The following is a 24,736-nucleotide window of genomic DNA, read 5'->3' on the forward strand; positions in this document are numbered from 1 at the left end:
TCCTTCTCTTCTTTTCAGAGGGGGTGCAGGTCGACCAGCGGCGTGCCGTAGCCGACGGTGGCGGCATCGTCCACACGGATGTTTTCGACAATGCCGGGCTGCGGCGCGGTCACGGGCAGCAGCAGCGGGCCGATCTTCAGCAGGCCGACGGTCTGACCGGCCTCCACGCGCTGGCCGATGCGAACCAGCGGCGCGGCGGCCAGCGGGTGGCTGTGCAGGAATACGCCGAGCGAGGGGGCGTGGATCGGCAGGAGTTCGGGCTCCTCCGCTTCTTCCACCGGCAGTTCAACGATGCCGTCGCCCAGCCGGCCGAGGCGCAGCGTGCCCTCGGGCGTACGCAGTTCGAGCAGGCCGATGTCGGTGCCGGACAGCCAAGCGGCCAGCTGCGGGATGCGGAATGCCGTGTCCTGCATGTCAGTTCCTTTCGGGGTGCGTGCACAGGCCACCGGGTACTCCCCTCCGCGAATGTCCCCCGCCTTCGGCTCCTCCTTTATTTCGCTGCGGGGAGCACCCGGTGCCCTGTGCACGATGGGCGCAGCTCTTGTGCTGGCTGATCAACCAGTGCTCCGATTGCTCACGCCGGCGGGGTGCCTTGCGCAGCGAAATAAAGGAGGAGGCCGCAGGCCGGGGGACATTCGCGGAGCAAGGTACCCCGTCGGCGTGAGCGAGCCCCGAACAAACAGAACGACGAACAGAAAGACAGCTTTTCATCGAGGCGCACTCCGATGCAGCGCCACCACACGCGCCACCTTGTCGAGCCACGCGCGCACTTCGTCGAGCGCCTCCAGCGCCTCGTCCCACGTGGTTTCGATGAAGCGCATGCGGCTGCCGATGGGCGCCTGGCCGAGGCGCCACATGTCGGCCTCGATCACTGTGCCGAACTTGGGGTAGCCGCCTGACGGTTGGGCATCGCGCATCTGGATGATCGGCTGGCCGCTGTGAGGCACCTGGATGACGCCGGGGACGATGCCGTGCGAGCGCAGTTCCATCGGCGCGATGGGGCGCAGCGGCTCGCCTTCGAGGCGGTAGCCGTAGCGGTCGCTCTGCGGGGTGATTTTCCATTCGCCGGCCCAGAAGGCGTGGCGCGAAGCCGGCTCGAAGGCCATGTACTCGGCGGCGGGCAGCACGCGCACGGCCGCGACGCCGTCGCGCTGCAGTGGCAACGCGAGAGCGGGCGGCACGAGGCCGAAGCCGGTGCGGCAGGCGCTGCCCGCACCGGCGGCGCGAAGCACGTCGCCCTTGCGCAGCGCGCGCCCTTCGTGCCCACCGAAGGCACCGCGCAGCTGCGTGCTGCGCGACCCCAGTACCTCGGGCACGTCGATGCCCCCAGCCACGCACAGCACGGCGCGGCTGCCGCGCTGCGCGCCGCCTTGCGGCAGGCCCAGCGTGAGCACCTGGCCGGCGCGCGCCTGGTGCACCCACCAGGGCAGCAGCGGCTGCTCGTCGAGGCGGGCGGCGCAGTCGGCGCCCGTGAGTGCGAACGCGCAGTCTTCGGCGAAACGGACCTTGAACGGGAACACCGGCACCTCGATCGCGGCGGCGCCCAGTTCGTTGCCCAGCAGCAGGTTGCCGGCGGCCAGCGCCAGGTTGTCCATGGCGCCGGAGGTGCCGACGCCCCAGCGCAGGCTGCCGGTGCGCCCCAGGTCCTGCACGGTGGCGAGCGCGGCCGAGGAAAGGATTTCGATCATCGGACGATGCCCTCCACGCGGAAGCGGATCATGTCGCCCGGCTGCAGCATGGCGGGCGGGTCCCGCGCCGGATCGAAGAACACCATCGAGGTGCTGCCGATGGTGTTCCAGCCGCTGGGGCCGGCCGAAGCCGACACGCCGGTCTGCGCGCCGCCGATCGACACCGCGCCGCCCGGGATGCTCAGCACCGGCACCTTGCGACGCGGCGTGGCGATGCGCGGGTCCATGCCGCCCAGGTAGCAGTAGCCGGGGTGGCTGCCGAGCGCATACACCGGGTAGAGCGGCGCGCTGTGCAGTTCGACGATGGCATCGATGCCCAGGCCCGTATGCGCCATCACGTCGGCCATGTGCGGGCCGCCTTCGCCGCCGTAGACCACCGGGAGTTCGACCACGCGGCCTTCGCGCGGCATGGCCGTAGCGGAGTCCCAGGCGTCGTACAGGCGCGTGCGCAGCGCATCGAGGTGACGCGGCGCACGCGTGAAGGTGAGCATCAGGTTGTTCATGCCGGGCACGGCCTCGCGCACCTCGGGCCAGGTCTCGGCCTCGTGGGCCAGCACCCAGATGCGCTGCTGCGAAGGCAGGCTCATGTCGCCGGGCGCTTCGAACAGCAGCGCGGTGGTGCCCAGCAGGCTGGTGGACGGTGAGGTCGAAGATGTCTGTGCGCTCACGCCGCGCTCCTTTGCTGCAGCCAGCGTTCGAGATGGTGGATGTCGACGCCGCCCGCGGCAAAGCCCTCGTCGCGCAACAGCGCGCGGTGCAGCGGCACGTTGGTGGCAATGCCTTCGATGCGCGTCTCGGCCAGCGCCAGGCGCATGCGGTCGAGCGCATCGGCGCGGGTGTCGCCGTGCACGATGAGCTTGGCGATCATCGAGTCGTAGTACGGCGGCACGCGGTAGCCGGCGCCCGCGTGCGAATCGACGCGCACGCCGAAGCCACCGGGCACCTGCCAGCCGGTGATGCGGCCGGGCGCGGGCGCGAAGGTGTCGGGGTTCTCGGCGTTGATGCGGCACTCGATGGCGTGGCCCTGGCAGCGCACGTCAGCCTGCGCGAGCGACAGGCGCTCGCCGCGCGCCATGCGCAGCTGCTGCTGCACGATGTCGATGCCTGTGGTCATCTCGGTCACCGGATGCTCGACCTGCAGGCGGGTGTTCATCTCGATGAAATAGAAGGCGCCCTTCTCGTAGAGAAACTCGAAGGTGCCCACGCCGCAATAGCCGATCTGCCGGCATGCGGCCGCACAGCGCTCGCCCACTTCGGCCATCAGCGCGTCATCGATACCGGGCGCGGGCGCCTCCTCGATCACCTTCTGGTGGCGGCGCTGCAGCGAACAGTCTCGGCTGCCCAGCCACACGGCGTTGCCATGGCTGTCGGCCAGCACCTGGATCTCGACGTGGCGCGGGTGCAGCAAGAACTTCTCGATGTAGACCTCGGGGTTGCCGAAGGCCTGGCGCGCTTCCTCGCGCGTGAGGGCCATGGCGTCGAGCAGCGCGGCTTCTTCGTGCACCACGCGCATGCCGCGGCCGCCACCGCCGCCCGCGGCCTTCACGATCACCGGGTAGCCGATGCCGCGTGCCAGGGCGAGCACGGCGACCGGGTCCTCGGGCAGCCCTTCGTCGGGACCGGGCACGCAGGGCACGCCGGCCTTGCGCATCGCACGCTTGGCCGAGACCTTGTCGCCCATCGTGCGGATGCAGGCGGCACTGGGCCCGACGAACACGAGGCCCGCTTCCTCGACGCGTGCGGCGAAGCCCGCGTTCTCCGCAAGAAAGCCGTAGCCGGGATGGATCGCCTGCGCGCCACTCACCTCGGCCGCGAACAGGATGGCGGACTGGCTCAGGTAGCTCAGGCCCGGCGCCGCCGGCCCGATGCACAGCGCCTGGTCGGCCTGCGCGACATACATCGCATCGCGGTCGGCCTCGGAGTGCACGGCCACCGTGCGCAGGCCGAGGCCGCGGCAGGCGCGCTGGATGCGCAGGGCGATCTCGCCGCGGTTGGCGATGAGCACGGTATCGAACATCGCGCGTGCCTCCTCATTCGAAGCGGAACAGGGGCTGCCCCGCTTCCACTTCCTCGCCCGATCGCACGAGCACCTGGCGCACGGTGCCCTCGCGCTCGGCGCGGACCTCGTTGAACATCTTCATCGCCTCGATCACGCACAGCAGCTGGCCCGCTTCCACGGCTTGCCCAGGCTGCACGAAGGGCGGTTCGCCGGGCGCGGGCTGCAGGTGCACCACGCCGTGCAAGGGGGCGAGGCATTCGGCAGCGTCGAGCGGCGCTGCTTCTTCGGGGAGTGCCTCGGCGACCTGCGCGCGGCAGGCTGCCTCGGCGCAGCGGACGCGCCCGCCAGCGCCGACAGCTTCACCAGCCGCAGCGTGCTGCCGTTCTCGCTGAATTCCAACTCCGCCAGGTCCGATGCGGCCAAAGCGTCGATGAGCGTCTTGATCTGTTCCTGCTTCATGCCGGGGCTGTGGTGGCCGACGCGTTCCGCGAACGCGTGACGGCATGCATGAAAGGTAACGGGCCATGGGCACAAAGCCCAAGACGGAATGGCTGTGCCGGGATAAGGCCGGCTTATGACAGCGCGGCAAGCTCGGGTTCGGGCGTCGACGCAACCTTGCCGGCCAGGTCGACCACGAGTTCGAGCAGGATGTCCTTCACGGCCTGCGCGGGTTCGGACAGCGGCAGATGGTCGGACTGGCACAGCGCCAGCGGCGCCTCGATGACCGGGTCGACGATAGGGAATTGCCAGGCCCCGCAGCTCGCGACCACCTCGCGCGCCATCGACGCGGGCAGGATGGTGGCGCCCAGCCCGTCGGCGATGGCGGCGGTGAGCGTGAAGGCCGATTCGATCTCCGCCACCACGCGCGGCACCATGCCCGCGCGCACGAAGGCCGCGTCGACCAGCTTGCGCACCACGTTGTACGGGCGCGGCAGAAAGAGCTCGATGTCACGCAGGTCGGCCAGCTTCACCGGCTGCGAGGGCGCCGGCATCGCGGCCGGCCCGACCAGGAACAGCGGCTCCTTGAGCAGCGGCACGAAGGTGAGGCCATGGATGGCCTTGTCGCCATAGAGCACGGCCAGGTCCATGCGGCCGTTCATGATGAGTTCGCTCAGCGTGGTGCCGTAGTTCTCGTTCAGGTACAGCAGGATGCCCGGATGTCGCGCACGCACGGTGCGCAGCAATGGCAACGACAGTGCAGATGCGGCCGTGCCGGGCGCGAGTCCCACCGACACCTGGCCCGACAGCCCTTCGCCGGCTGCCTCCATGTCGACACGGGCCTGCTCGCATTGGCGCAGGATGATCTGCGCATGGCGGTACAGCACCTTGCCGGCTTCGGTGGGCGTCACGCCGCGCTTGGTGCGCACCAGCAGTTGCTGGCGCACCTCACCCTCGAGCGTGGCCAGTTGCTGGCTCAGCGCGGGCTGGGCAATGAAAAGGACTTCGGCGGCCTGCGTGAGGCTGCCGATGTCCACGATCTTCACGAAATATTTGAGGCGTCGCAGGTTCACGCCTTGTCCCCAAGCAAAAGCCAAGCCTAGCACCGCCCCTGCGCGGCCGGTAGGGGGACTCACCATAAGCTGCGCCTATACGACCAGTGAAAAGTCGTCTTGGCCTCGCCGGTTCGATGTGCGTACCGTTCGGTCCATGCAAGCCACCACCTCCCACGTTGCCTCCCGCATTGCCGCCCGCGTACGGCGCATCAAGCCCTCGCCCAGCACCTCGGCCGCCGACCGCGCCAACGAACTGCGCAGGCAGGGCAAGTCGATCGTGAACCTCGTGGTGGGCGAGCCCGACTTCGACACGCCACCCCACATCCGCCAGGCCGCGGCCGCTGCCATCGAGCGCGGCGCCACGCGCTACACGCTGATGGCGGGCACGGTGGAGCTGCGCGAAGCCATCGCCGCCAAGCTCGAGCGCGAGAACGGCCTGCGCTATGCGATGAACGAGATCATCGCCACCAGCGGCGCGAAGAGCGCGATCTACAACGCCTTCGCCATCACGCTGGAGCCGGGCGACGAGGTGATCATTCCCGCGCCCTACTGGGTGTCGTACCCCGACATGGTGCTGGCCTGCGAGGGCACGCCCGTCACCGTGGCCTGCCCCGAGGCAAACGGCTTCAAGCTGACGCCCGCGCAGCTGGAGGCGGCCATCACGCCGCGCACGCGCTGGCTGCTGATCAACTCGCCGAGCAACCCGACCGGCGCCAGCTACACGGCCGCCGAATACCGCGCACTGGCCGAGGTGCTGATGCGCCATCCGCAGGTGATGGTGATGACCGACGAGATCTACGAGCACATCCGCTTCGACGGCGAGACGACGCCCCACATCCTCGTGGAGGCGCCTGCGCTGCGCGACCGCACGCTGATCGTGAACGGCGTCTCCAAGACCTACGCGATGACGGGCTGGCGCATAGGCTATGCGGCCGGGCCAGTGGACCTGATCAAGGCACTGGACACCCTGCTGTCACAGTCCACCGGCAACTGCTGCTCGGTGAGCCAGGCAGCCGCCGCGGCCGCGCTGAACGGCGACCAGAGCTTCGTGGCCGAGAGCGTGGCCGTGTACAGGCAGCGGCGCGACCGCACGCTGGCGCTCATCAACGCCATTCCCGGCCTGGGCTGCGCCACGCCGCCCGGCGCCTTCTACCTCTACATCAACTGCGGCGGCCTGATCGGCAAGACCACGCCCGAGGGCAAGCGCCTGGCAGAAGACGGCGACGTGGTGATGTACCTGCTCGAAAGCGAGGGCGTGGCCGTGGTCGCGGGCACCGCATACGGCCTGTCGCCGTACTTCCGCCTGTCCATCGCCACGTCGATCGAGACGCTCGAAGAAGGCTGCAAGCGCATCGCGCGCGCCGTGGCTGCACTGCACTGAATTCACAAGGACGAACCCATGCCCTACAAAGCCATCCGCAAGAACCCGTCGGCCCCGCAGGTGGCGCCGCACATCATCGCCGCGCTGCACGACATCCCGGTGGCCGCGCTCAGCGACAACATGCACCGCAACATCGGCAGCGTGGGCCTGCAGCCGTACCACCGCCCCGGGCACAAGACCATGGCGGGCACGGCTGTGACCGTGAAGACGCGCGGCGGCGACAACCTCACGCCGATGCGCGCCTTCGAGTTCTGCCGGCCCGGCGACGTGCTGGTGATCGACGCGGGCGGCGACGTCACGAACGCAGTGATCGGCGGCATCCTGTCGTTCTATGCCGCGACCATCGGCACCGTGGGCCTGGTGCTCGACGGCGCCGTGCGCGACGTGGCCGAGATCCGCGAGCGCGACTACCCGGTGTATGCGCGCGGCGTGAACCACCGCGGCCCCTACAAGGATGGCCCCGGCGAGATCAACGTGCCGGTGTCGGTGGGCGGCATGATCGTGAACCCGGGCGACATCGTGGTGGGCGACCAGGACGGGCTGATGGCCTTCTCGCCCGACGAGGCCGAGCTGCTGATCGAGAAAGCCCGCGCGCACCTGGAGACGGAAGCGCGCACGATCCAGGCGATGAAGGAGGGCCGCTGGGACCGTTCCTTCCTCGACGCGCTCGAGGCGCGCTGCGCCAACTGAAACGGACTGATCAGCCGCCCTCGCTGACCAGCCCCCACAACGCCTCGGCCACCGGCGCCATCTGCGCCTGCTGGCGGTACAGGCGGATATCCACCGGCACGCGCCAGCCGCCCGCGCCGGCATCGACCAGCGCGCCGCTGCGCAGGTCTTCCGCCACCAGGCTCATCGGCAGCCACGCGAGGCCGCGGCCCTCGAGTGCCATGGTGCGCAGCAGCGCGGCATGGTGGGCCGTGAAGACCACCGACAGCGACGCGGCGAAGTCCTTGCCGAACTCGCTGTCCTGGATCGCTCGCATGATCCGCCCCAGGCCCGAGGCCTCGCTGTAGGCCAGCACGGCGGGCGACCGGTCCGTGCCGAGCACGTGCAGCGGCGCGCCCTTCGCGTCCGCCGCGGACACCGGCACCAGCACGTCTTCGCTCAACCGCTGCACCGGGTACTGCGCCTCGTCGAGCCGCCCCGGCGCGCCCGCATGGCCGTGGCACAGCACGAACTGCACGCGGCGCTGCAGCATCAGGTCTTCGCAGGCGTACGAACTGTCGGAGACGGTCTGGATCGGGCCCGTGTGCAGGCGCGATTCGACAGTGCCGAGCCAGCGCGGGAAGAAGGTCAGCGACAGCACGTGCGTGGCTGCAAAGCTCAGGCTGGCTGCGTCGAGGTCGTGCGCGGCGCGGGCCTTGATGCGCGCGGCCTGCAGGCCGGCCAGCACTTCCTGCAACAAGGGCTGAAAGCGTTTGCCCGCCGCCGTGAGCGCGGTCGGGTGCGCGCTGCGATCGAACAGGTCGACGCCGACCCACTCCTCCAGCGAGCGGATGTGCCGGCTGAACGCGGGCTGCGCGATGGAGCGCGCCTGTGCGGCACGCGAGAAATTGCCGGACTCGGCCAGGGCCAGGAAATCTTCCAGCCATTCCAGGTCGAGCGGTCGGTTGCCGGGTCCCATGCGCAGCGCGGTCGGTTGAATAGTTGTATGCAATTCGAGTATTGGACGGCCCACGCCCCGCCGGCAAAAGATGCACCCCATTCCTGCACCTTGAACCACCACGGAGACACAGCATGCCTTCCATCGCGAATTATCGCGGGATCATTCCCGCCATTTCCTGCCCATTCACAGCCGACCACCGCATCGACGAACCCGCGCTGCGCAAGCTGGCCTCGTGGCTCGCGGGGCATGACGGCGTGGTGGCGATCATGACCAACGGCCACACCGGCGAAGTGTTCTCGCTGACGCCATCCGAACGAGCCGAAGTGACGCGCATCGTGGCCGACGAGCTGCGCGGCCGCATGCCGGTGATCTCGTCGATCGTGTGCGAAGGCCTGGTCGAGGCCGCCGAGCATGCCCGCGCCGCGCAGGCCGCAGGCGCCGTGGCGCTCGACGTGATGCCGCCGCACCACTGGCTGCGCTTCGGCTTCACGCCCGGCCACGCGCTGCAGTACTTCGAGGCCATCCACCGCGCCGCACCGGAGCTGGACCTGGTCTGCCACGTGTACCCGGCGTGGACGCGCGCCTCGTACTCGTCGCATCTGCTGGCGGAGCTGGCCCGCCTGCCCTACCTGCAGGCCTTCAAGGTGGGCCAGCGCGACATGAACAAGTACGCCCGCGACATCCAGGCGATCCGCGAGGCCGATGCGTCGAAGGCCATCCTGACCTGCCACGACGAGTATCTGCTGGCCTCGATGGTGCAAGGCGTGGATGGCGCGCTGGTCGGCTTCGCGACCTTCATCCCGCAACTCATCATCGACCTGTGGAACGCGGTGAAGGCCGGTGACCTGAAGAAGGCGATGGCGGTGCAGGCGCTCATCACGCCGCTGAAGGACGCGGTGTACGGCGGCGGCGAGCCGACCGGCGAGGCGCATGCGCGCATGAAGGGCGGCATGTTCCTGGCCGGCGTGCTCGACAACGCCACCGTGCGCCCGCCGACAGAGGCGCCGAACGCACGCGAGATGGATGCGTTGCGCGCCGCCGTCGAGCAGGCGGGCCTCTCGAAGCGCTGAGCCCACGGGGCCGCGGTGCCCCGATGAAAACCACAAGGAGACAAGAGACATGCAACGCAATCATTTCCTGCGCACCGCGCTGGCCGCCCTCGCGCTGGCCGCCGCATCCACCACCGGCTTCGCGCAGACCTGGCCCAGCCGGCCGGTGCGCATGGTGATCCCGTTTCCGCCGGGCGGCACGCTCGACACCATCGGCCGCCTGCTGGCGCAGAAGCTCGGCGAGCAGACGGGCCAGAGCTTCATCGTGGAGAACCGCGCCGGGGGCAACGGCATCATCGGCGCCGACGTGGTGTCGAAGGCGCCGGCCGACGGCTACACGCTGCTGTTCAACGCCTCGACCTTCACCACCGCGCCGATGACCATGAAGTCCGTGCCCTACGACGTGGTGAAGGACTTCACGCCGGTGGCGCTGGTGGCGAAGGCGCCGCTGTCGGTGGCCGTGAACAAGAACCTGCCGGTGAGCGACGTGAAGTCGCTCATCGCGTATGCCAAGGCGCACCCCGGCAAGATGACCTTCGCGGTGGGCTCGATCGGATCGGCGGGCCACCTGTCGACCGAGCTGCTCAAGCGCGCGGGCGGCGGGCTCGACTACCTGATCGTGCCGTACAAGGGCACCGCGCCTGCGTTCCAGGACCTGATCGGCGGGCAGATCGACGGCTTCATCGACCCCATCCTCGGTTCGCTGCAGTACCACAAGAGCGGCATGCTGAAGGTGATCGCCGTCACCTCGGCCGCGCGCGCCGCGAGCCTGCCGAACGTGCCCACAGTGGGCGAAAGCATCCCGGGCTACGAGTTCTACAGCTGGTACGGCCTGTGGGGTCCGGCGAAGCTGCCGGCCGCCGTCACGCAGCGGCTGAACGCCGAGGTCAACAAGGCGCTGGGCACCGACATGCGCGAGACGCTGAACGCGCAGGGCCTGCTGCTCACGCCGGGCAGCGTGGACGATTTCGTCAAGTTCCAGCAGGCCGACATGGAACGCTCGAAGAAGATCATCGTGGAGGGCAACATCCATGTCGAATGAGGCCGCCCCGTCCTTGCCTCCACACGCTGTGGTGACGGGCAGCAGCGGCGGCATCGGCCGCGCCATCGCCTCGCGGCTGCTCGAAGAAGGCTGGCGCGTTAGCGGGCTCGACCTGGCCGATCCCACGCTGTCTCACGCGAGCTTCGCGCATGTAGCGGTCGACCTGTGCGATGCCGGCGCCATCGCCCGTGCGACGGGCGACTTGCAAGACGCACAAGCGCTGGTGCACGCGGCCGGCGTGCTGCGCGTCGGCCCGCTGGGCGCGCTCGACCACGCAGGCGGCGAGCTGATGTGGCGCCTGCATGTCGACGCGGCCACGCGGCTGGCCGACGCGCTCGTGCCCGCGATGGCCGCGCGCGGTCGCGGCCGCGTGGTGTTCGTCGGCAGCCGCGTCGCGCAGGGCCTGCCCGGCCGCGGCCAGTACGCAGCCACCAAGGCAGCGCTGATCGCGCTCGCGCGCAGCTGGGCCGCGGAGGTCGCGGCGCAGGGCGTGACCGTGAACGTGGTGTCGCCCGGCGCCACGCAGACCTCGATGCTGCAGGACCCCGCCCGCGCGGGCAGCGCGCCGCGCCTGCCGCCCATCGGCCGGCTGATCCAGCCCGAGGAAATCGCCGCGCTCGCGGCCTTCCTGCTGTCGCCGCACGCGGCGGCCATCACGGGGCAGGACATCGCGATCTGCGGCGGCTCGTCGCTGCACCGCTGACCTGTCTCCTCTTTCTTCTCCAGAACCACCGACCATGAAAATCGTCAACATCCTCGAGTCCACGCGTCCCATCAAGTCGGACATCCGCAACGCCTACATCGACTTCTCGAAGATGACCCTGAGCCTCGTGGCCGTGGTCACCGACGTGATCCGCGACGGCAAGCCCGTCATCGGCTACGGCTTCAACTCCAACGGGCGCTACGGCCAGGGCGGGCTGATCCGCGAGCGCTTCCTGCCGCGCCTGCTGGAGGCCGAGCCCGCGTCGCTGCTCGACGAGACCGGCGACAACCTCGATCCGCACAGGATCTGGGCCCGCATGATGATCAACGAGAAGCCCGGCGGCCACGGCGAGCGCTCGGTGGCCGTGGGCACCATCGACATGGCCGTGTGGGACGCCACCGCCAAGATCGCCGGCAAGCCGCTGTACCAATTGCTCGCGGACCGCTACGGCACCGGCACGCCGGACCCGCGCGTGTTCGTGTACGCGGCGGGCGGCTACTACTACCCCGGCAAGGGCCTGGAAGGCCTGCAGCGCGAGATGACCAGCTACCTGGAGCGCGGCTACTCGGTGGTGAAGATGAAGATCGGCGGCGCCACGCTGGCCGAAGATTGCGAACGCATCGAGTCGGTGCTGAAGATCCTCGGCCCCGGCCAGCAGCTGGCGGTGGACGCCAACGGCCGCTTCGACCTGCAAACGGCCGTCGACTACGGCCGCGCGCTGTCGCAGTACCCGCTGTTCTGGTACGAGGAGGCCGGCGACCCGCTCGACTACGAACTGCAGGCCAAGCTCGGCGAGGTATACGCCGGCCCCATGGCCACGGGCGAGAACCTGTTCTCGATGCAGGACGCGCGCAACCTCATCCGCCACGGCGGCATGCGGCCCGACCGGGACTGGCTGCAGTTCGACTGCGCGCTGAGCTACGGCCTCGTCGAATACCTGCGCACGCTCGAGATGCTCAAGGCATACGGCTGGTCGCCCTCGCGCTGCATTCCCCACGGCGGCCACCAGATGTCGCTGGCCATCGCGGCCGGCCTCGGCCTCGGCGGCAACGAGAGCTACCCCGACCTGTTCCAGCCCTACGGCGGCTTCCCCGACGGCGTGAAGGTGGACAACGGCTACGTCACGCTGCCGCCGCTGCCGGGCATCGGCTTCGAGGGCAAGGCGGACCTCATCGCCGAGATGCGCGCACTAGCAGCCTGAAAGCAAGCACGGCCGGTCTGTTCGTGGGGCACCGCGGAACCGGCTTTGCCGGGCCGCAGGTGTCGCCCCCGGCGAGGGGGTAGGCGAAGCGACACGAAGTGCGCGAAGCCTGGGGGAGTATCAAGGATGAAAGCCGGAGCGGCGCACGACCGGTTCCCATTGCTGGCGATAGTTCTTGAGCATCTGCGCGGTCTCGGCCGCGTTGCTGACCACGGACGTGATGTAGAGCGCGTCGGCCGCCTTCTGCAGCCCCGGGTCTTTCATGACGTCGCGGATCGCGTTGGCCAGCACTTGCACCTTGGCAGGCGCCATCGTGCTGGGCGCGAAGAAGGTGTTCCAGCCGTCGGCATCGATCTTCATGCCGGCTTCGCGGAAGGTGGGAACGTTGGGCGCGAAGCTCGCGCGCTTCTTGCCTGACGTGGCCAGGATGCGGATCTTGCCGGCCACGTGCTGCGGATAGAGCGAGTCGAGCGTGTCGATCGCGATCGGCAGGCTGCCGCCGCTCAGGTCGGCCGACAGCGGCGCCGAGCCGCCATAGCCCTTGATCTCGGGCTGCACGCTCAGCGCATCGCCCACCATCAGGCCGAAGAAGTGGGGCAGGCTGCCGGTGGCCGGCACGCCGAAGACCGCCTCTTCAGGGTGCGCCCAGAGTCGGCCCACGAGGAACATCGCGCGGTCGAGCTGGAGCTTGTTGCCGACCGCCAGTGCAAAGTCGTAGCTGCTGACTTGCGAGACGGGCACGAAGTCCTTGTCGGGGTCGTAGCCCGCGTCCTTGAACACCAGCGGCGCGACCACCATCACGGCCGGGTTGCCGAGCATCAGCACGTTCTGCCCCGCGGGGGCGCGCTTCACTTCCCTGGCCGCGAGCCGGCCGCCCTCGCCCGGACGGTTTTCCACGCTCACCTGGATGCCGAGCTTCGGCGTCAGCCGCTCGGCGATCAGCCGCGCGATGCGGTCGGTGCTGCCGCCCGCGGCGTAGCCGACCACGAGCGTGAGCGGTCCGCCCTCCAGCGCGGCGGGCGCCTGGGCGTGGACCAAGGGAGCGCAAGCGGCCAGGGCGACGCCCCACGCCATGATGAGCTTGCGCCTGGAAAGAAATGCGGGCATCGGTTCTCCTGCGGGCAGTTGTCGTGAACGGGGGCGCGTGCGGCTTTCACGGCGAAAATCGCGCGCCTGGACTGTTTCCATTCGTTCAAATTTGTTACCGGTTTATACGCATACACAAACAGTTGATCTAATTCACCATCCGTCCGCCGAGGCGGGCGAACCACATTTCCTGCCCCTTCTCCCTTCCGTCATTCCTATGCAACAAGCTTTTCCCGATGCAGCAGCGTTGCGCTCGCCCCGCTCCCTGGACGATCTGCTGCTGTACCGGCTGTCGCGCGCCGTGCGCGCGGGCAGCGGCATGGCGACCCGCCTGGTCGAGGGGGCTTCGGCATCACGCGCCGCGAGTGGGGCATGGTCGCCACGCTCGCGCAGGAGGGCGAGATGACCTCGTCGACGCTCGCCATGCACCTGCACCTGGACCGGGTGCGCACCTCGCGCGGACTGCGCAGCCTGGTCGAGAAGAAGCTGGTGGAGCGGCGGCAGGACGCGCAGGACCGGCGCGAGGTGCATGTGCAGCTGAGCGCTTCGGGCCGGCAGCTGTTCGGCCGGCTGTTTCCGCGGATCGCGCAGCTGAACACGGAACTGCTGGAAGGCATCGAGCCTGCGCACCTCGACATCTTCCTGCAGTGCCTGCGGCATCTGGAACAGCGTGGGGTGCAGTTGCTTGCACAGGGGGTGGTCGCGGAGAAGGCGGACCGCCGTTCGGGAGGGACTCGGCATCGGTGGCCGGAGCGCGGGGGCTGACGGCGCCCTTGCATGGCCGCAATCGCGAACTAGACTGGACCATGAGGGCACCCGCGGTGCCGGGGGCCAAGGAGCGTGCCATGTACAAGCGTGTTCTTGTCCCGACCGACGGCTCCGCGCTGTCGGAGCAAGCGGTCAACACCGCCATCGAGCTGGCCTTGTTGACCAATGCGGAACTGGTGGGCGTCACCGTCGCGCACATCGAGCCCGTCGGCTACTTCGAAGGCTCGATGATGCTGAGCCAGCGGGACATCCAGGCCTCGCAAGCGCAAACCGACCAGGCCGCGCAGCACCTGGTCGACAGGGTCGCGGCCCTCGCGCTCGGCAAGGGGGTTCGCAACGCGCAAGCCATCGTCATGAAGTCGAACCAGGTCGCCGAAGCCATCATCGCGACCGCGAAGAACCAGCAGTGCGACCTGATCGTGATGGCCTCGCACGGGCGGCGCAGCCTGGCGCGCCTGCTGATGGGCAGCGAGACGCTGCATGTGCTGACGCACTCGCACGTTCCGGTGCTGGTGCTGCGATAGGCAGCTCGCCGCTGGCGGCGCCCGTTCAGGCCAGGCTCGGTTCGCCGCCTGCCTGGGGCTCCCGAGCCTCCTGATCCAGCCATTGCAATTCACTCAGGAGGTACGGCCTGGAAAGAGTCATTCCGTCCAGCCGGACGCGCACGGCCAGGCCATACACCTTGGTGATCGTTCCCGGCTTCCCCTGAAATTCCACCCGCGCCCCTCTTCGAACGGGGACCCTGAACTGGGCGTAGATTTCCTCGATATTCATCGCAAGGGCTCCTGTGAGCACTCCTGCCGAGGTACCGCGGTGGTTGTTGTGTGGTCTGGTCATTTCGTAGGGGGCAAGCAGCCGGTGGCTGCATCGCGGGGGCGTCATTCCGGATTCGGTTCCGCAGACGATGGGTCGCGGGGAGGACGCGAGCATGAAGACGTTTGAGGCTGAGCCACCGGCTCCTCATGCTCGGCAGCGCATTCCGCGTGTCCGACCGCGCATTCACGCTCGCCATCGGCCATGACCGCGCTCGGCGCCATGCCGAAACGAGTTCGAAAACGCCGAGAGAAATGCGCAGCCGATACAAAGCCGCAGCGGGCGCAGATCTCGCCGATCGTGGCGCTGCCGCGCCGGGCTCCTCGCAACAGGCCATGGGCCCGCTCCAGCCTGTGCGCCATCAGCTCGGCGCCGAAAGTCGTTCCGTCCTGGGCCATCCGCGCATGCAGGCTGCGCACCGAGATGCCCAGCCTCTCGGCGACGACCTGGGGATTCAGGGCGGGATCGGCATACATCTGCTCGACGACCTGCCGCACCTTGCGCCTGAAGAAGCTGCGCTCCCTGCGAACCGTCGTCAGCTCCCCTTCCCTTGCGCCAAGAAGAACGGCGTGCACGGCCCCGACGAGCAGATCGGACAACCTCTCGGATTCGGCCTTTTCGAACGCATGCGGCCACGCGCTGAGCATGCGCATCTGGCCGGCCAGAAGGTGGAGTGCGGCGTTTTGCGGCTGGGGGCGGGCAATCAGGCTTTCAATGGCACTCGCGTGAGGACCCAGCGCCGCAAAGGGCACGGCCAATGCGAGCATGCTGACCGACTGCCGATGGTCGAGCCGGTATTCACGCCTGCCGTCGATCAGGAACGGCTGCCCCGGCGCCGCCTGCATGCCTCGTTCGAGTTGCAGAACGTCGCCTTTCCCCGAGGTATAGAGATCGATGAAGAGAAACGGCCGTTCGAGGCGCGCCAGGTCCGAGGGCGTGCACTCGACGTCGTGCGGCGAGCAGACCTGCACATGGTTGAGCGCCAGCTCCTCGAAGCCGCGCGTCGTGAGCGTGGCTTCGAAATCGTCGGGCCACGGCACGTTCGGGGTCACCGGCGTCTTCGCCTTCTGGCTCGCCTCGCGCCAGAATTCCGCTCGGCGCTTCGGCTCGATGTGCAGCGTCGACCATCGGTTGAAAATCATCGCGCGGCAGGGCGACCGAGGTCCGCGATCTGTTTTCGATCCGGCATCGGAATCACAGCCATTGCAGGGTGTGCCCGATGTTTCCTCTTTCGCCCCGCCCTCCCTTCACTCGGTTTTTGGGCGAGAGAATAATCACAAAATCGATTTTTCCTCGATGGACTTGCCTATAAGCGCAGGAAAAATTGACTCTTGGCGCAGATCGGCACGCCGAGGAAGGCGTCGGTATCGCGGTCATATCCATGGGGCTGGCCATTCACTCCACCGTGCTGCGGCGGTCGATCTTGCGGCTCAGCACGATGGAGGTGTGCGTCTGGTTGATGCCGTCGATCTGGCCCATCTGGTCGAGGAGCTTGTCGAGCTGTTCGGGGGTGCCGCACCGCAGCAGGACCATGTAGTCGAACTGGCCGCTCACGGCCCAGACTTCCTCCACCTCGGGCAGCCGCTCGAGCGCCTTGATGGTCGCGGAGGCGCTCTTCGCATTGACGCTGAGGCCGCAGAAGGCTCGCACCGCGGCCTGTTCGAGCCGCTGGCCAAGGCGCACGCCGTACCCCGAGACGATGCCCTCGCGCTCCAGCCGAGCAATGCGTGCGACCACGGTGGTCCGTGCGATCTTGAGCTTGCGCGCGAGGTTGGCGGCCGGCTCGCGGGCGTTGGCTTGGAGCAGCGTCAACAGATGGCGGTCCAGGTCGTCGAGTCGTAGGTCCATGGCGGCCCCTGCAGCGGAAATGAGTGGATTGTGACCCGGGCGAAGCGGATGCCCGGGCGCCGGCGTCAGGCGCGTCGCCATCGTCAATGCAGCGATCGATGGACAGCGAAAAGCCGGAACGGTTTCATGTCAAACTGGAATCAACGCAGGCCATCACGCGCCACCTTTCATTCAAGAATGCCGCCAGCGATCTTACGTTTTGGTCATCATGCTCAGACGCGAATTTCTTCCCCCCATGGGCCAGCTGCTGGCCTTCGAAAGCGCGGCGCGCCACGCCAGCATTTCGCGAGCCGCGCAGGAACTCCACCTGACGCAGAGCGCCATTTCGCGGCAGATCAAGCTGCTGGAAGAGCAACTGGGCACGGCGCTTTTTCATCGCGTGCGGCAGCGCGTGGTGCTCACCGACGCCGGCCGCGTGTATGCGGCCGAGCTTCGCGGCGGCCTGGACAGCGTGTCCAACGCCACCCAGCGCGTAGTGACCATGGGCGGCATGGGAGAGGTGCTCAACCTCGCGGTGCTCCCGACATTCGCAACGCGATGGCTGATTCCGCGCATGAAGCGTTTTGCCGCGTTGCATCCGGGCGTGACGGTCAACTTCGCAGCGCGGACCGAGCCCTTCGATTTCGCGCGCGAGCCCTTCGATGCGGCGATTCACTTCGGCGCCGATTTCTGGCCAGGCGCTTCTTGCGACTATCTGCTCGGGGAGAGCGTGGTCCCGGTGTGCAGCCCCGAGTTCAAGCGCCGCAGCGGCATCCACACGCGCGAGGACCTTGCGGGCCAGTGCCTTCTTCATCAGTCGTCGCGCCCCATGCAGTGGTCGGAGTGGTTCGAGCAGGTCAAGGTGAGCGCCGCGCACGCGATGCGCGGCCCGCGCTTCGAGCACTTCGCCATGCTCGCGCAAGCGGCGGCGAATGGCCTCGGCGTTGCGCTGGTGCCGAAGTTCCTCATCGAAGAAGAGCTGGCCTCCGACCGGCTGGTGGTGCTGTTCCGCGAGGCGCTGCTGACGCAGCGGGCCTACTACGTGGTGGTGCCGGAAGTCGCCGCCGAAAACCGCCTGGTGCTGGCGTTTCGCGACTGGCTGGTGGCCGAGGCGGCCGCGTCGCGGCCGTCGGGTGCCTCGCCGAAATCGCGCACCCCGCCTGCGGCCGCCAGACGTTGAACCGCCTCCAGCAGCGGCTGGGCAAACAGGATCGCAAGAAGCACGCATTCGAGATCGGGATTGGAGGCACCCAACCTGACGAACCGCGTCGTCGAAACGACGAAGCGCACAGCCCTTTCGCCGATCTGCTCTCTACCATCCGTCAAGACTCGCTTCTACAGTTCTTTTCACCGGGCAACGGTGCCCCGCAGGAGAGACGAAATGACGAAAGTGAAGATCGAAAATGTGCTGGTCCTGGGTGCCGGCAAGGTCGGCGGCACCGTGGCCGACATGATCGCGGAGTACCACCGTCTGCCCGTGACGCTGGCCGACGTGAGGCCGGGCCGCGGCGATGAAAGCGATCCGCTGGTGCGGCGCATTGCGCTCGACGTCGAAAGCACCGAGGACCTGCGCACGGCGCTGCGCGCGCACTCGGTGGTGATCAACTGCCTGCCGTTTTTCCTCGCGCAGCGCGTGGCCACCGAAGCGGCGGCATGCGGTGTCCACTATTTCGACCTCACCGAGGACGTGGCGGCGACCAAGGCCATCCGCGAAATCTCGAAGACGGCCACCTCGGTCCTCATGCCCCAGAGCGGCCTGGCGCCCGGCGTGATCGGCATGCTCGGCGGCTACCTCGCCAGCCGCTTCGACGAGCTCTACGACCTGCGCCTGCGCGTGGGCGCCCTCACGCGCAATGCCACCAACAGCCTGCGCTACAACTTTACCTGGAGCATCGACGGCGTCATCAACGAGTACTGCAACCCGTGCGACGCCATCGTGAACGGCCAGCTGGTGTCGGTGCAGCCGATGGAAGGGCACGAGACCTTCACGCTCGACGCCGAGGCCTTCGAAGCCTTCAACACCTCCGGCGGCCTGGGCACGCTGTGCGAGACGCTCGCGGGCAAGGTGCGCAACCTCGACTACAAGACCATCCGCTATCCCGGCCATTGCGACGCGATGAACTTCCTGCTGCACGACCTGCGCCTGATCGAGCGCCGCGACCTGCTGCGCCAGGTGCTGGAGCATGCCGTTCCGCACAGCCGCGAAGACGTGGTGATCCTGTTCGCCTCGGCCTCGGGCCGGCGCGACGGCCGCTTCGAGCAGGAGACGCGCGTCGGGCGGGTGTTCGGAGCGCCGCTGCGCGGCAAGGACCGCACCGCCATCGAGCTGACCACGGCCGCCGGCGTCGTCGGCGTGTTCGAGCTGCTGCGGCAAGGCAAGCTCCCCACGCGCGGCTTCGTCGGCCAGGAGCAGGCGCCGCTCGGGCAGTTCCTCGCCACCAAGGTCGGCCACTACTACCAGGGGCTCGGCGTGGCGTCGCCCGCACCTGCGCCCAGGCCCAAGAGCGAGCCCGCGCACGCCTGACCGGCTCTCTGGCCGACCTCATGCCACCGGTGTGTTCCCGGCTTGGCGGGTTGTCGCTTTGCGCCGTTACTCAAACCGTATCTCGGCCACCGTAGGCGCGTTCGGCTCCCTGGTGTTGGCATTCGCGAGGGCGCCGTCCTTTTCGATCCTGAACCAGTAACGGCACCCGGTTCGCGAAATCATCGTCACGCACATCGCACCATCGGGGTTGAGAAACCATTTGCCCGACGCTCGGCCGGGGCCGCTTCGATTGGCGAAGTCCACACGGCCGTCGGGGTAGAACTGCCAGCTCGAGACCATGCCGGTCGCAAGATTGTTTGAAACGATGGGTTTGCCGATCAAGGTGCTCTCGATCTCGGTCTTGCTCAGAAACACGCGATCATGGGTGGGCGCCGAGTCATCGGAGATCGCGGGGACGGCAGCAACGCAAAGCAGCGTGCGGATGGCGTAACGTGTGAACATGACATGCCCTTCTGACGTCGCCGGAAACGTCACTGGGAGAGGGGCAAGCTCGGCCAAAATGTTGGCCCGTCGCGCTGAGGTGCGCGCGGTGGCGAAGTTGTTCTTCGACAAGTCTGCTCAGTTAAATCATTTCCTCTAGTAGTGGTTGGCTGTCATCCAGCCATGTTCGATTGAATGCATGCGTGAATGCATTCATGTGCGGTTGCATGCGGGAGCTGGCGCCCTCGGTGCGTGCACCGCTTGATCAATGAACGTTCTCGTTTTGCGGCCGGCAATCCAGGAAGGCGACACGCATCGCGATGCGAACCATCGACTTCAATGGCGTTACAGGGCATTAACCAAAAAGTGTCCTTGTCCCGTGCGTCGGGTGAGACCGATGTGCAGGAATATGGCTTGCTTTTTTCTGCTTTCCACAGCCTCTCGGGGCGGTTGTGGCCAGAAAGCGGATCGACAAAGGCGGTGTTCGTTTTCAGCAATGACACAACGGTGCTCCGATTGCCCTTCGGTGAGTGACCGAAGAGCGGCCTGAGTTGGCGGTCGGGGGCGACTTCGCAAGGCGCCGGAGATCGCGGGAAAGCACTATGAAGGCGACTTCGATCTTGCTTGTATTTCGTTGTGTCGTATGTACTACGCTTGTAGCACTCATGAACTGGCTGCCCTGGTCGGTGTCGAATATCTCCGCGACCTCCGAGGCCGTGCGACGCAGCCGCCTGACGCTTTTCGCCAATCGCCGGGAGCAGTGCCGCCATTGCCGCGATGCTGCGCACCGCCTAGATTGCTGCCCACATGACCTCTTCCCCCGAATCCCCTGCGAGCACGTCCAAGGGTGCGCCGCTCGCCGGCGTACGCGTGCTCGATCTCACCCGCCTGCTGCCCGGGCCGCTCGGCGCCATGCACCTGGCCGACCTCGGCGCCGACGTCGTCAAGATCGAGGACACCGGCGCTGGCGACTATGCGAGCCCCGCCGTGCGCGCGCTCGTCAACCGCAACAAGCGCGCGATCCGCATCGACCTGAAGCAGGCGCAGCAGCGTGGCCACGCCCTGCGCCTGTGCCGCGAGGCCGACGTGCTGGTCGAGGGCTTCCGGCCCGGCGTGATGCAGCGGCTGGGCGTCGGCTATGAAGCGGTGGCGGCCGTAAACCCGCGCATCGTCTACTGCAGCATCAGCGGCTTCGGCCAGACCGGGCCGCTGTGCGAGACGCCGGGGCACGACCTGAACTACGCGGCGCTCGCCGGCGTGGCCGACCAGATCGGCAATGCCGCGGGTCCGGCGCTGTCGAACCTGCCCGTGGCCGACCTGCTGGGCGGCACCATGAGCGCGGTGGCCGGCATCCTGGCCGCGCTGTTCGATGCCGCGCGAAGCGGGCACGGGCGGCATGTCGACATCGCGATGGCCGATGGCGTGCTGGCCCATGCGGTGCTGCCCCTGGCCGGCCTGCACCAGCATGGCGAGGTGCCGCGCATCGGCCACGGCGCGCTGACGGGCGCGCTCGCCTGCTATGGCTTCTACCGCACCGCCGACGACAGGCAGCTTGCCATCGGCGCGCTGGAGCCGAAGTTCTGGAACGAGTTGTGCCGCCTGCTCGAGCGCCCCGATCTCGCGCCCCTGCACCGCAGCGGCGATGCCGCCACCGAGGAACGCCTGCGCGCGGAGCTCGCCGCCATCTTCGGCGCGCGTCCGCTCGCGCACTGGCGCGGCCTGTTCCACGACGGCGCCGGCTGCGTGACGCCGGTGCTGCGCATCGACGAGGCGCTGGCGCATCCGCATTTCCGCGCGCGCGGCATGCGCATGGCGGCCGATGCCGCGGCGGCGCCGCAGCTCGGCTGTCCCATCAAGATGACCGGCTTCGAACCGTGCGCCGCACGCCCTGCCCCGCGCGCCGGCGAGCACACCGACGAGATCCTGCGGCAGGCCGGACTCGACGCCTCGGCCGTGGCCGCGCTGCGGGCGGCCGGCGCCATCGGCTGAAGCGCCCGGCGCAGGGTCGCTGCCTACAATCCCACCGGCCGGGTCGCAGCGGCCGCCATCGATGACGCCCACCCACCACACCGTTGCCATCCAGCAGGTGCACAGCATCCTGATGGGCGCGCGCCATCGCGGCGTCGATGCGGCGCGCGTGCTGGCCTGGGCGGGCATCGCGCCCTCGCTGCTGGAATCGCCGCTGGCGCGCATCTCGCAGCGCCAGTACGCGCTGCTGATCCGCGCGCTGCGGCGCGAACTGCGCGACGAGATCTGGGGCCTCCTGAGCTGCCCGCTGCCTCCGGGCAGCTTCGGCCAATGCATGCGCCGGCTCGTGCGCAGCGCCACGCTCGGCGAGGCGCTGCGCGAAGGCTTCGCTTCCTACCACCTGCTGCTGCACGACTTCGTGCCGCGTCTCACGGTGAAAGGCGGCGGCGCGCATGTGCAGTTCGTGCTGCGGCGCGCTTCCGATGCACGGCTGGACTACGCGGTGAAGGCCTTCATGCTGTTCGCCTTCAATGCCTCGTCGTGGCTGGTGGCACGCCGCATCCCGCTGCTCGAAGTCGGCTACACGGCCGAACAGACCAACACCGAAACCTCGCGCGTCTACCAGGTGCCGATCCGCTACGGGCAGGCCCACGTCGGCATGTCGTTCGAGGCGCGCTGGCTCGACCTGCCGGTGGTGCAGTCGCCGCAGAGCCTGCGCGAATTCCTCGCCGGATCGCCGGCTAACCTGATCGTGAAGTACCGCGACACCAGCAGCCTGACCGAGCGCATCCGCCGGCTCTTGCGCAAGGGGCTGGGCAGCGAACTGCCGTCGCTGGAGGAAGTGGGCGAGGCGCTCGCGGTAACGCCGCAGACGCTGCGCCGGCGCCTGCGCGACGAAGGCCGTGGCTTCCAGCAGATCAAGGACGAGCTGCGGCGCGACGCCGCCATCGACTACCTGCTGCACACGCCGCTGCCGCTGCTCGACATCGCCAACCGCGTGGGCTTCTCGGAAGCCAGCACCTTCCACCGCGCCTTCAAGCAGTGGACCGGCGTGGCGCCCGGCGAATACCGGCTGACGCACGGTCCGGAGCGCTGAGCGGTTTCGCCAAGCCCTTTGGCGCTTCCCGCCATGGGTGCGAGACGCGGTGCCGCCTAAGCTGTGCCGCATCTTCGCAACCAGCCGGCGGATTCATCGTGTACCTGACCCAAGGCCTGCATCGCGCGCTCCAGCGCCATCCCGACATGACGGCGCTCACCCACCTGAGCGAGACCAGCGTGCGCCGACAGACGCATGCGCAGATGGCGAACGGCGTCGCGCGCCAGGCCGCCGCGCTGGCCCGGCGCGGCATCGCGCGCGGCGACCGCGTGGCGCTGCTCGCGCCCAACAGCGACCAGCTGGTGCGCGCCATCCTCGCGTGCTGGTGGCTGGGCGCGGTCGCCTGTCCCCTGAACGTCCGCTGGAGCACGCCCGAGCTCGCGCATGCGCTGCAGGACAGCGAGGCCTCGCTGCTGCTCGTCGATGAAACCCTGCAGGCGCTGGCACCGCCCGACGCGCCCGCGCTCGCGCGCCTGGGCACGCTCGAAGACGAAGGTGCGGCGCTGGAGCCATTGCCCGACACGCGCACCGGCGGCGACGCGCTTGCCGCCATCCTCTACACCGGCGGCACCACCGGCCGCTCCAAAGGCGTGATGCTGAGCCACGCGAACTTCTGGACCGCATCGATGACCCGCGGCGCCGAGCTCAACAACGCGCCGGACTCGGTGTCGCTGCTGGTGGCGCCGCTGTTCCATGTCGCCGGCCTCGGCCGCCTGGTGGGCCAGCTGATCGTTGGCGGCAGCTGCGTGACGATGGCGCAGTTCCGGCCCGCCGCCGTGATCGAGGCCATCGCGGCGCACCGCATCGGCGACATCGTCGTGGTGCCCAGCATGCTGCAGTCGCTGCTCGACGATCCCTCGTTCACGCCTGAGCGCGTGCGCAGCCTCACGCGCATCGCCTTCGGTGCCGCGCCGATGCCGCCCGACCTGCTCGACCGCGCGCTGGCGGCATGGCCGCATGCCGAGTTCTTCCAGGCCTACGGCCTCACCGAAACCGCGGGCGCCGTGTGCATCAACCTGCCTTCGAATCACCGGCCCGATGCGCGCGTGCTCGGCCGGCTGAACTCGGTGGGCCGCGCCGGCCTGGGCGCCGAGATCATCGTCGCGGACGAGAGCGGCCGCGAACTTCCGCGCGGCGAGGTCGGCGAGGTACTGGCACGCGGGCCGATGGTGATGCAGGGCTACTGGCGCAACCCCGAGGCCACGGTCGCGGCGCTGAAGGACGGCTGGCTGCACACCGGCGATGCCGGCCGCATGCTGGCCGACGGGCACCTGTTCATCGTCGACCGCCTGAAGGACATGATCATCAGCGGCGGCGAGAACGTCTACTGCGCCGAAGTGGAAGCCGCGCTGCGCAGCCATCCCCAGGTGAAGCAGGCGGCGGTCATCGGCGTGCCCGACGCGCGCTGGGGCGAGGCGGTGCATGCGGCGGTCGTGCTGGCCGACGATGCCCGTGCCGATGCCGACGAACTGCGCGCCTGGTGCCGCGGGCGCCTGGCAGGCTACAAGTGCCCGCGCGGCATCAGCTTCCTGCGCGAGCTGCCGCTGTCGGCCGCCGGCAAGGTGCTGAAGAACGTGCTGCGCGAACGGGTGCGGGCATGACGCCCGTCACGGGCGCGGACCGCCGCAACCTGTTCGGCCAGGTGCCGTTCATGCGGCTGCTGGAGGCGCGCCGCGAATTCTCCGAAGGCGGCCGCGCACGCCTCGTGATCGACGAGCGGCCCGAGCTCGGCAACGTCATCGGCGCGGTGCATGGCGGCGTGCTGGCCACGCTGCTCGACGTGGCCATGGCAAGCGCCGCGGTGTCGCTGTTCGACTTTGCGCGCACCGCCGTCACGCTCAGCCTCAACACCAGCTTCCACGCACCGGGCCGCGGCCGCCTCACGGCCGACGGCGAAGTGGTGCAGCACGACGCCGGCATCGCCTGGTGCCGCGCCTCGGTCACCGACGACGCCGGCCGCGTGGTCGCGTGTGCGCAGGGTTCCTTTCGCTACCTGCCGCTGCCGCAGGCCGCCTGAACCGCGAATTCAAACGACAGGAGACACCACA

At 68.6% G+C, this 24,736-nt stretch carries 25 protein-coding genes and 1 pseudogene; 14 read left to right on the forward strand and 12 right to left on the reverse strand.

The features are described from left to right. Window positions 1-14: 14 nt before the first annotated feature. From ACEOAB_RS22525 to nac, 6 genes are all read right to left on the reverse strand, one after another. Window positions 15-413, reverse strand: a complete 399-nt coding sequence (locus ACEOAB_RS22525; protein ID WP_413750880.1) for an acetyl-CoA carboxylase biotin carboxyl carrier protein — start codon at window positions 411-413, stop codon at window positions 15-17. 294 nt (window positions 414-707) lie between these two features. Next, on the reverse strand, window positions 708-1,688 hold the full coding sequence (locus ACEOAB_RS22530) for a 5-oxoprolinase subunit C family protein (RefSeq protein WP_495653129.1): 981 nt from the start codon (window positions 1,686-1,688) through the stop codon (window positions 708-710). Then, window positions 1,685-2,356, reverse strand: a complete 672-nt coding sequence (gene pxpB, locus ACEOAB_RS22535) for a 5-oxoprolinase subunit PxpB (protein WP_495653130.1) — start codon at window positions 2,354-2,356, stop codon at window positions 1,685-1,687. The genes ACEOAB_RS22530 and pxpB overlap by 4 nt, the downstream gene beginning before the upstream one ends. Next, window positions 2,353-3,705 carry an acetyl-CoA carboxylase biotin carboxylase subunit gene (gene accC / locus ACEOAB_RS22540; RefSeq protein WP_413750383.1) on the reverse strand — a complete coding sequence of 451 codons (1,353 nt, stop codon included), beginning with the start codon at window positions 3,703-3,705 and terminating at the stop codon, window positions 2,353-2,355. The genes pxpB and accC overlap by 4 nt, the downstream gene beginning before the upstream one ends. Before the next feature lie 13 nt (window positions 3,706-3,718). Beyond that, a complete protein-coding gene (locus ACEOAB_RS22545; protein WP_495653849.1) occupies window positions 3,719-4,213 on the reverse strand; it encodes an acetyl-CoA carboxylase biotin carboxyl carrier protein in 495 nt (164 codons plus the stop codon). Between the two features lie 46 nt (window positions 4,214-4,259). Continuing rightward, window positions 4,260-5,198 (reverse strand): nitrogen assimilation transcriptional regulator NAC, encoded by a 939-nt coding sequence (gene nac, locus ACEOAB_RS22550; protein WP_056588885.1) that lies wholly within the window; start codon window positions 5,196-5,198, stop codon window positions 4,260-4,262. Between the two features lie 136 nt (window positions 5,199-5,334). On the opposite strand from nac, the gene ACEOAB_RS22555 reads away from it, so the two are divergent. Both ACEOAB_RS22555 and ACEOAB_RS22560 read left to right on the forward strand, forming a co-directional pair. After that, window positions 5,335-6,561, forward strand: coding sequence for an aspartate transaminase (locus ACEOAB_RS22555; RefSeq protein ID WP_413750385.1), 1,227 nt, complete (start codon window positions 5,335-5,337; stop codon window positions 6,559-6,561). 18 nt (window positions 6,562-6,579) lie between these two features. Then, window positions 6,580-7,251: an RraA family protein gene (locus tag ACEOAB_RS22560; protein ID WP_413750386.1), complete on the forward strand. Its 672-nt coding sequence runs from the start codon at window positions 6,580-6,582 to the stop codon at window positions 7,249-7,251. A gap of 10 nt (window positions 7,252-7,261) precedes the next feature. Here ACEOAB_RS22560 and ACEOAB_RS22565 read toward each other — a convergent pair whose 3' ends face one another. Further along, entirely contained in the window at window positions 7,262-8,188 is a 927-nt protein-coding gene (locus tag ACEOAB_RS22565) for a LysR family transcriptional regulator (RefSeq protein WP_413750387.1), read from the reverse strand. A gap of 113 nt (window positions 8,189-8,301) precedes the next feature. On the opposite strand from ACEOAB_RS22565, the gene ACEOAB_RS22570 reads away from it, so the two are divergent. From ACEOAB_RS22570 to ACEOAB_RS22585, 4 genes are read left to right on the forward strand one after another with little or no spacing between them, the layout of a single operon-like run. Further along, window positions 8,302-9,240, forward strand: coding sequence for a dihydrodipicolinate synthase family protein (locus ACEOAB_RS22570; RefSeq protein WP_413750388.1), 939 nt, complete (start codon window positions 8,302-8,304; stop codon window positions 9,238-9,240). Window positions 9,241-9,289: 49 nt separating this feature from the next. After that, window positions 9,290-10,261, forward strand: coding sequence for a Bug family tripartite tricarboxylate transporter substrate binding protein (locus ACEOAB_RS22575; RefSeq protein ID WP_413750389.1), 972 nt, complete (start codon window positions 9,290-9,292; stop codon window positions 10,259-10,261). Beyond that, window positions 10,251-10,964: an SDR family NAD(P)-dependent oxidoreductase gene (locus ACEOAB_RS22580; protein WP_495653131.1), complete on the forward strand. Its 714-nt coding sequence runs from the start codon at window positions 10,251-10,253 to the stop codon at window positions 10,962-10,964. The genes ACEOAB_RS22575 and ACEOAB_RS22580 overlap by 11 nt, the downstream gene beginning before the upstream one ends. A 34-nt stretch (window positions 10,965-10,998) precedes the next feature. Next, the gene (locus ACEOAB_RS22585) at window positions 10,999-12,165 is read left to right on the forward strand and encodes a mandelate racemase/muconate lactonizing enzyme family protein (RefSeq protein ID WP_413750150.1); all 1,167 of its coding nucleotides are present in this window, start codon (window positions 10,999-11,001) and stop codon (window positions 12,163-12,165) included. 120 nt (window positions 12,166-12,285) lie between these two features. On the opposite strand, the gene ACEOAB_RS22590 is transcribed toward ACEOAB_RS22585, so the two are convergent. Further along, window positions 12,286-13,272, reverse strand: coding sequence for a tripartite tricarboxylate transporter substrate-binding protein (locus ACEOAB_RS22590; RefSeq protein ID WP_056588908.1), 987 nt, complete (start codon window positions 13,270-13,272; stop codon window positions 12,286-12,288). Window positions 13,273-13,468: 196 nt separating this feature from the next. Between ACEOAB_RS22590 and ACEOAB_RS22595 the strand changes: the two are divergent. Both ACEOAB_RS22595 and ACEOAB_RS22600 read left to right on the forward strand, forming a co-directional pair. Further along, window positions 13,469-14,016 (forward strand): annotated as a pseudogene (locus ACEOAB_RS22595) (MarR family winged helix-turn-helix transcriptional regulator). An 80-nt stretch (window positions 14,017-14,096) separates the two neighbouring features. After that, complete coding sequence (locus ACEOAB_RS22600) at window positions 14,097-14,543, forward strand: universal stress protein (protein ID WP_007828992.1); 447 nt, start codon at window positions 14,097-14,099, stop codon at window positions 14,541-14,543. A 25-nt stretch (window positions 14,544-14,568) separates the two neighbouring features. On the opposite strand, the gene ACEOAB_RS22605 is transcribed toward ACEOAB_RS22600, so the two are convergent. The 3 genes from ACEOAB_RS22605 to ACEOAB_RS22615 form a co-directional block, all read right to left on the reverse strand. Then, a complete protein-coding gene (locus ACEOAB_RS22605; protein WP_056588913.1) occupies window positions 14,569-14,793 on the reverse strand; it encodes a hypothetical protein in 225 nt (74 codons plus the stop codon). 104 nt (window positions 14,794-14,897) lie between these two features. Beyond that, entirely contained in the window at window positions 14,898-15,974 is a 1,077-nt protein-coding gene (locus ACEOAB_RS22610; RefSeq protein WP_413750152.1) for a helix-turn-helix transcriptional regulator, read from the reverse strand. A gap of 253 nt (window positions 15,975-16,227) precedes the next feature. Further along, window positions 16,228-16,680 carry an Lrp/AsnC family transcriptional regulator gene (locus ACEOAB_RS22615; RefSeq protein ID WP_056588918.1) on the reverse strand — a complete coding sequence of 151 codons (453 nt, stop codon included), beginning with the start codon at window positions 16,678-16,680 and terminating at the stop codon, window positions 16,228-16,230. A 208-nt stretch (window positions 16,681-16,888) separates the two neighbouring features. Between ACEOAB_RS22615 and gcvA the strand changes: the two genes are divergently transcribed. Continuing rightward, entirely contained in the window at window positions 16,889-17,839 is a 951-nt protein-coding gene (gene gcvA / locus ACEOAB_RS22620; RefSeq protein ID WP_413750153.1) for a transcriptional regulator GcvA, read from the forward strand. A gap of 201 nt (window positions 17,840-18,040) precedes the next feature. Next, the gene (locus ACEOAB_RS22625; protein ID WP_413750154.1) at window positions 18,041-19,183 is read left to right on the forward strand and encodes a saccharopine dehydrogenase family protein; all 1,143 of its coding nucleotides are present in this window, start codon (window positions 18,041-18,043) and stop codon (window positions 19,181-19,183) included. A gap of 66 nt (window positions 19,184-19,249) precedes the next feature. Here ACEOAB_RS22625 and ACEOAB_RS22630 read toward each other — a convergent pair whose 3' ends face one another. Beyond that, window positions 19,250-19,756, reverse strand: coding sequence for a hypothetical protein (locus tag ACEOAB_RS22630; RefSeq protein WP_413750155.1), 507 nt, complete (start codon window positions 19,754-19,756; stop codon window positions 19,250-19,252). Between the two features lie 675 nt (window positions 19,757-20,431). Between ACEOAB_RS22630 and ACEOAB_RS22635 the strand changes: the two genes are divergently transcribed. The 4 genes from ACEOAB_RS22635 (at window position 20,432) to ACEOAB_RS22650 (ending at window position 24,705) form a co-directional block, all read left to right on the forward strand. After that, window positions 20,432-21,613 carry a CaiB/BaiF CoA transferase family protein gene (locus ACEOAB_RS22635; protein WP_495653132.1) on the forward strand — a complete coding sequence of 394 codons (1,182 nt, stop codon included), beginning with the start codon at window positions 20,432-20,434 and terminating at the stop codon, window positions 21,611-21,613. Window positions 21,614-21,674: 61 nt separating this feature from the next. After that, window positions 21,675-22,688 (forward strand): AraC family transcriptional regulator, encoded by a 1,014-nt coding sequence (locus ACEOAB_RS22640; protein WP_495653133.1) that lies wholly within the window; start codon window positions 21,675-21,677, stop codon window positions 22,686-22,688. Between the two features lie 98 nt (window positions 22,689-22,786). Beyond that, complete coding sequence (locus ACEOAB_RS22645; RefSeq protein ID WP_413751013.1) at window positions 22,787-24,289, forward strand: class I adenylate-forming enzyme family protein; 1,503 nt, start codon at window positions 22,787-22,789, stop codon at window positions 24,287-24,289. Further along, entirely contained in the window at window positions 24,286-24,705 is a 420-nt protein-coding gene (locus ACEOAB_RS22650) for a PaaI family thioesterase (RefSeq protein ID WP_413751014.1), read from the forward strand. The genes ACEOAB_RS22645 and ACEOAB_RS22650 overlap by 4 nt, the downstream gene beginning before the upstream one ends. The last annotated feature ends 31 nt before the right edge of the window (window positions 24,706-24,736 follow it).

Source organism: Variovorax sp. Varisp53 (assembly GCF_059491555.1).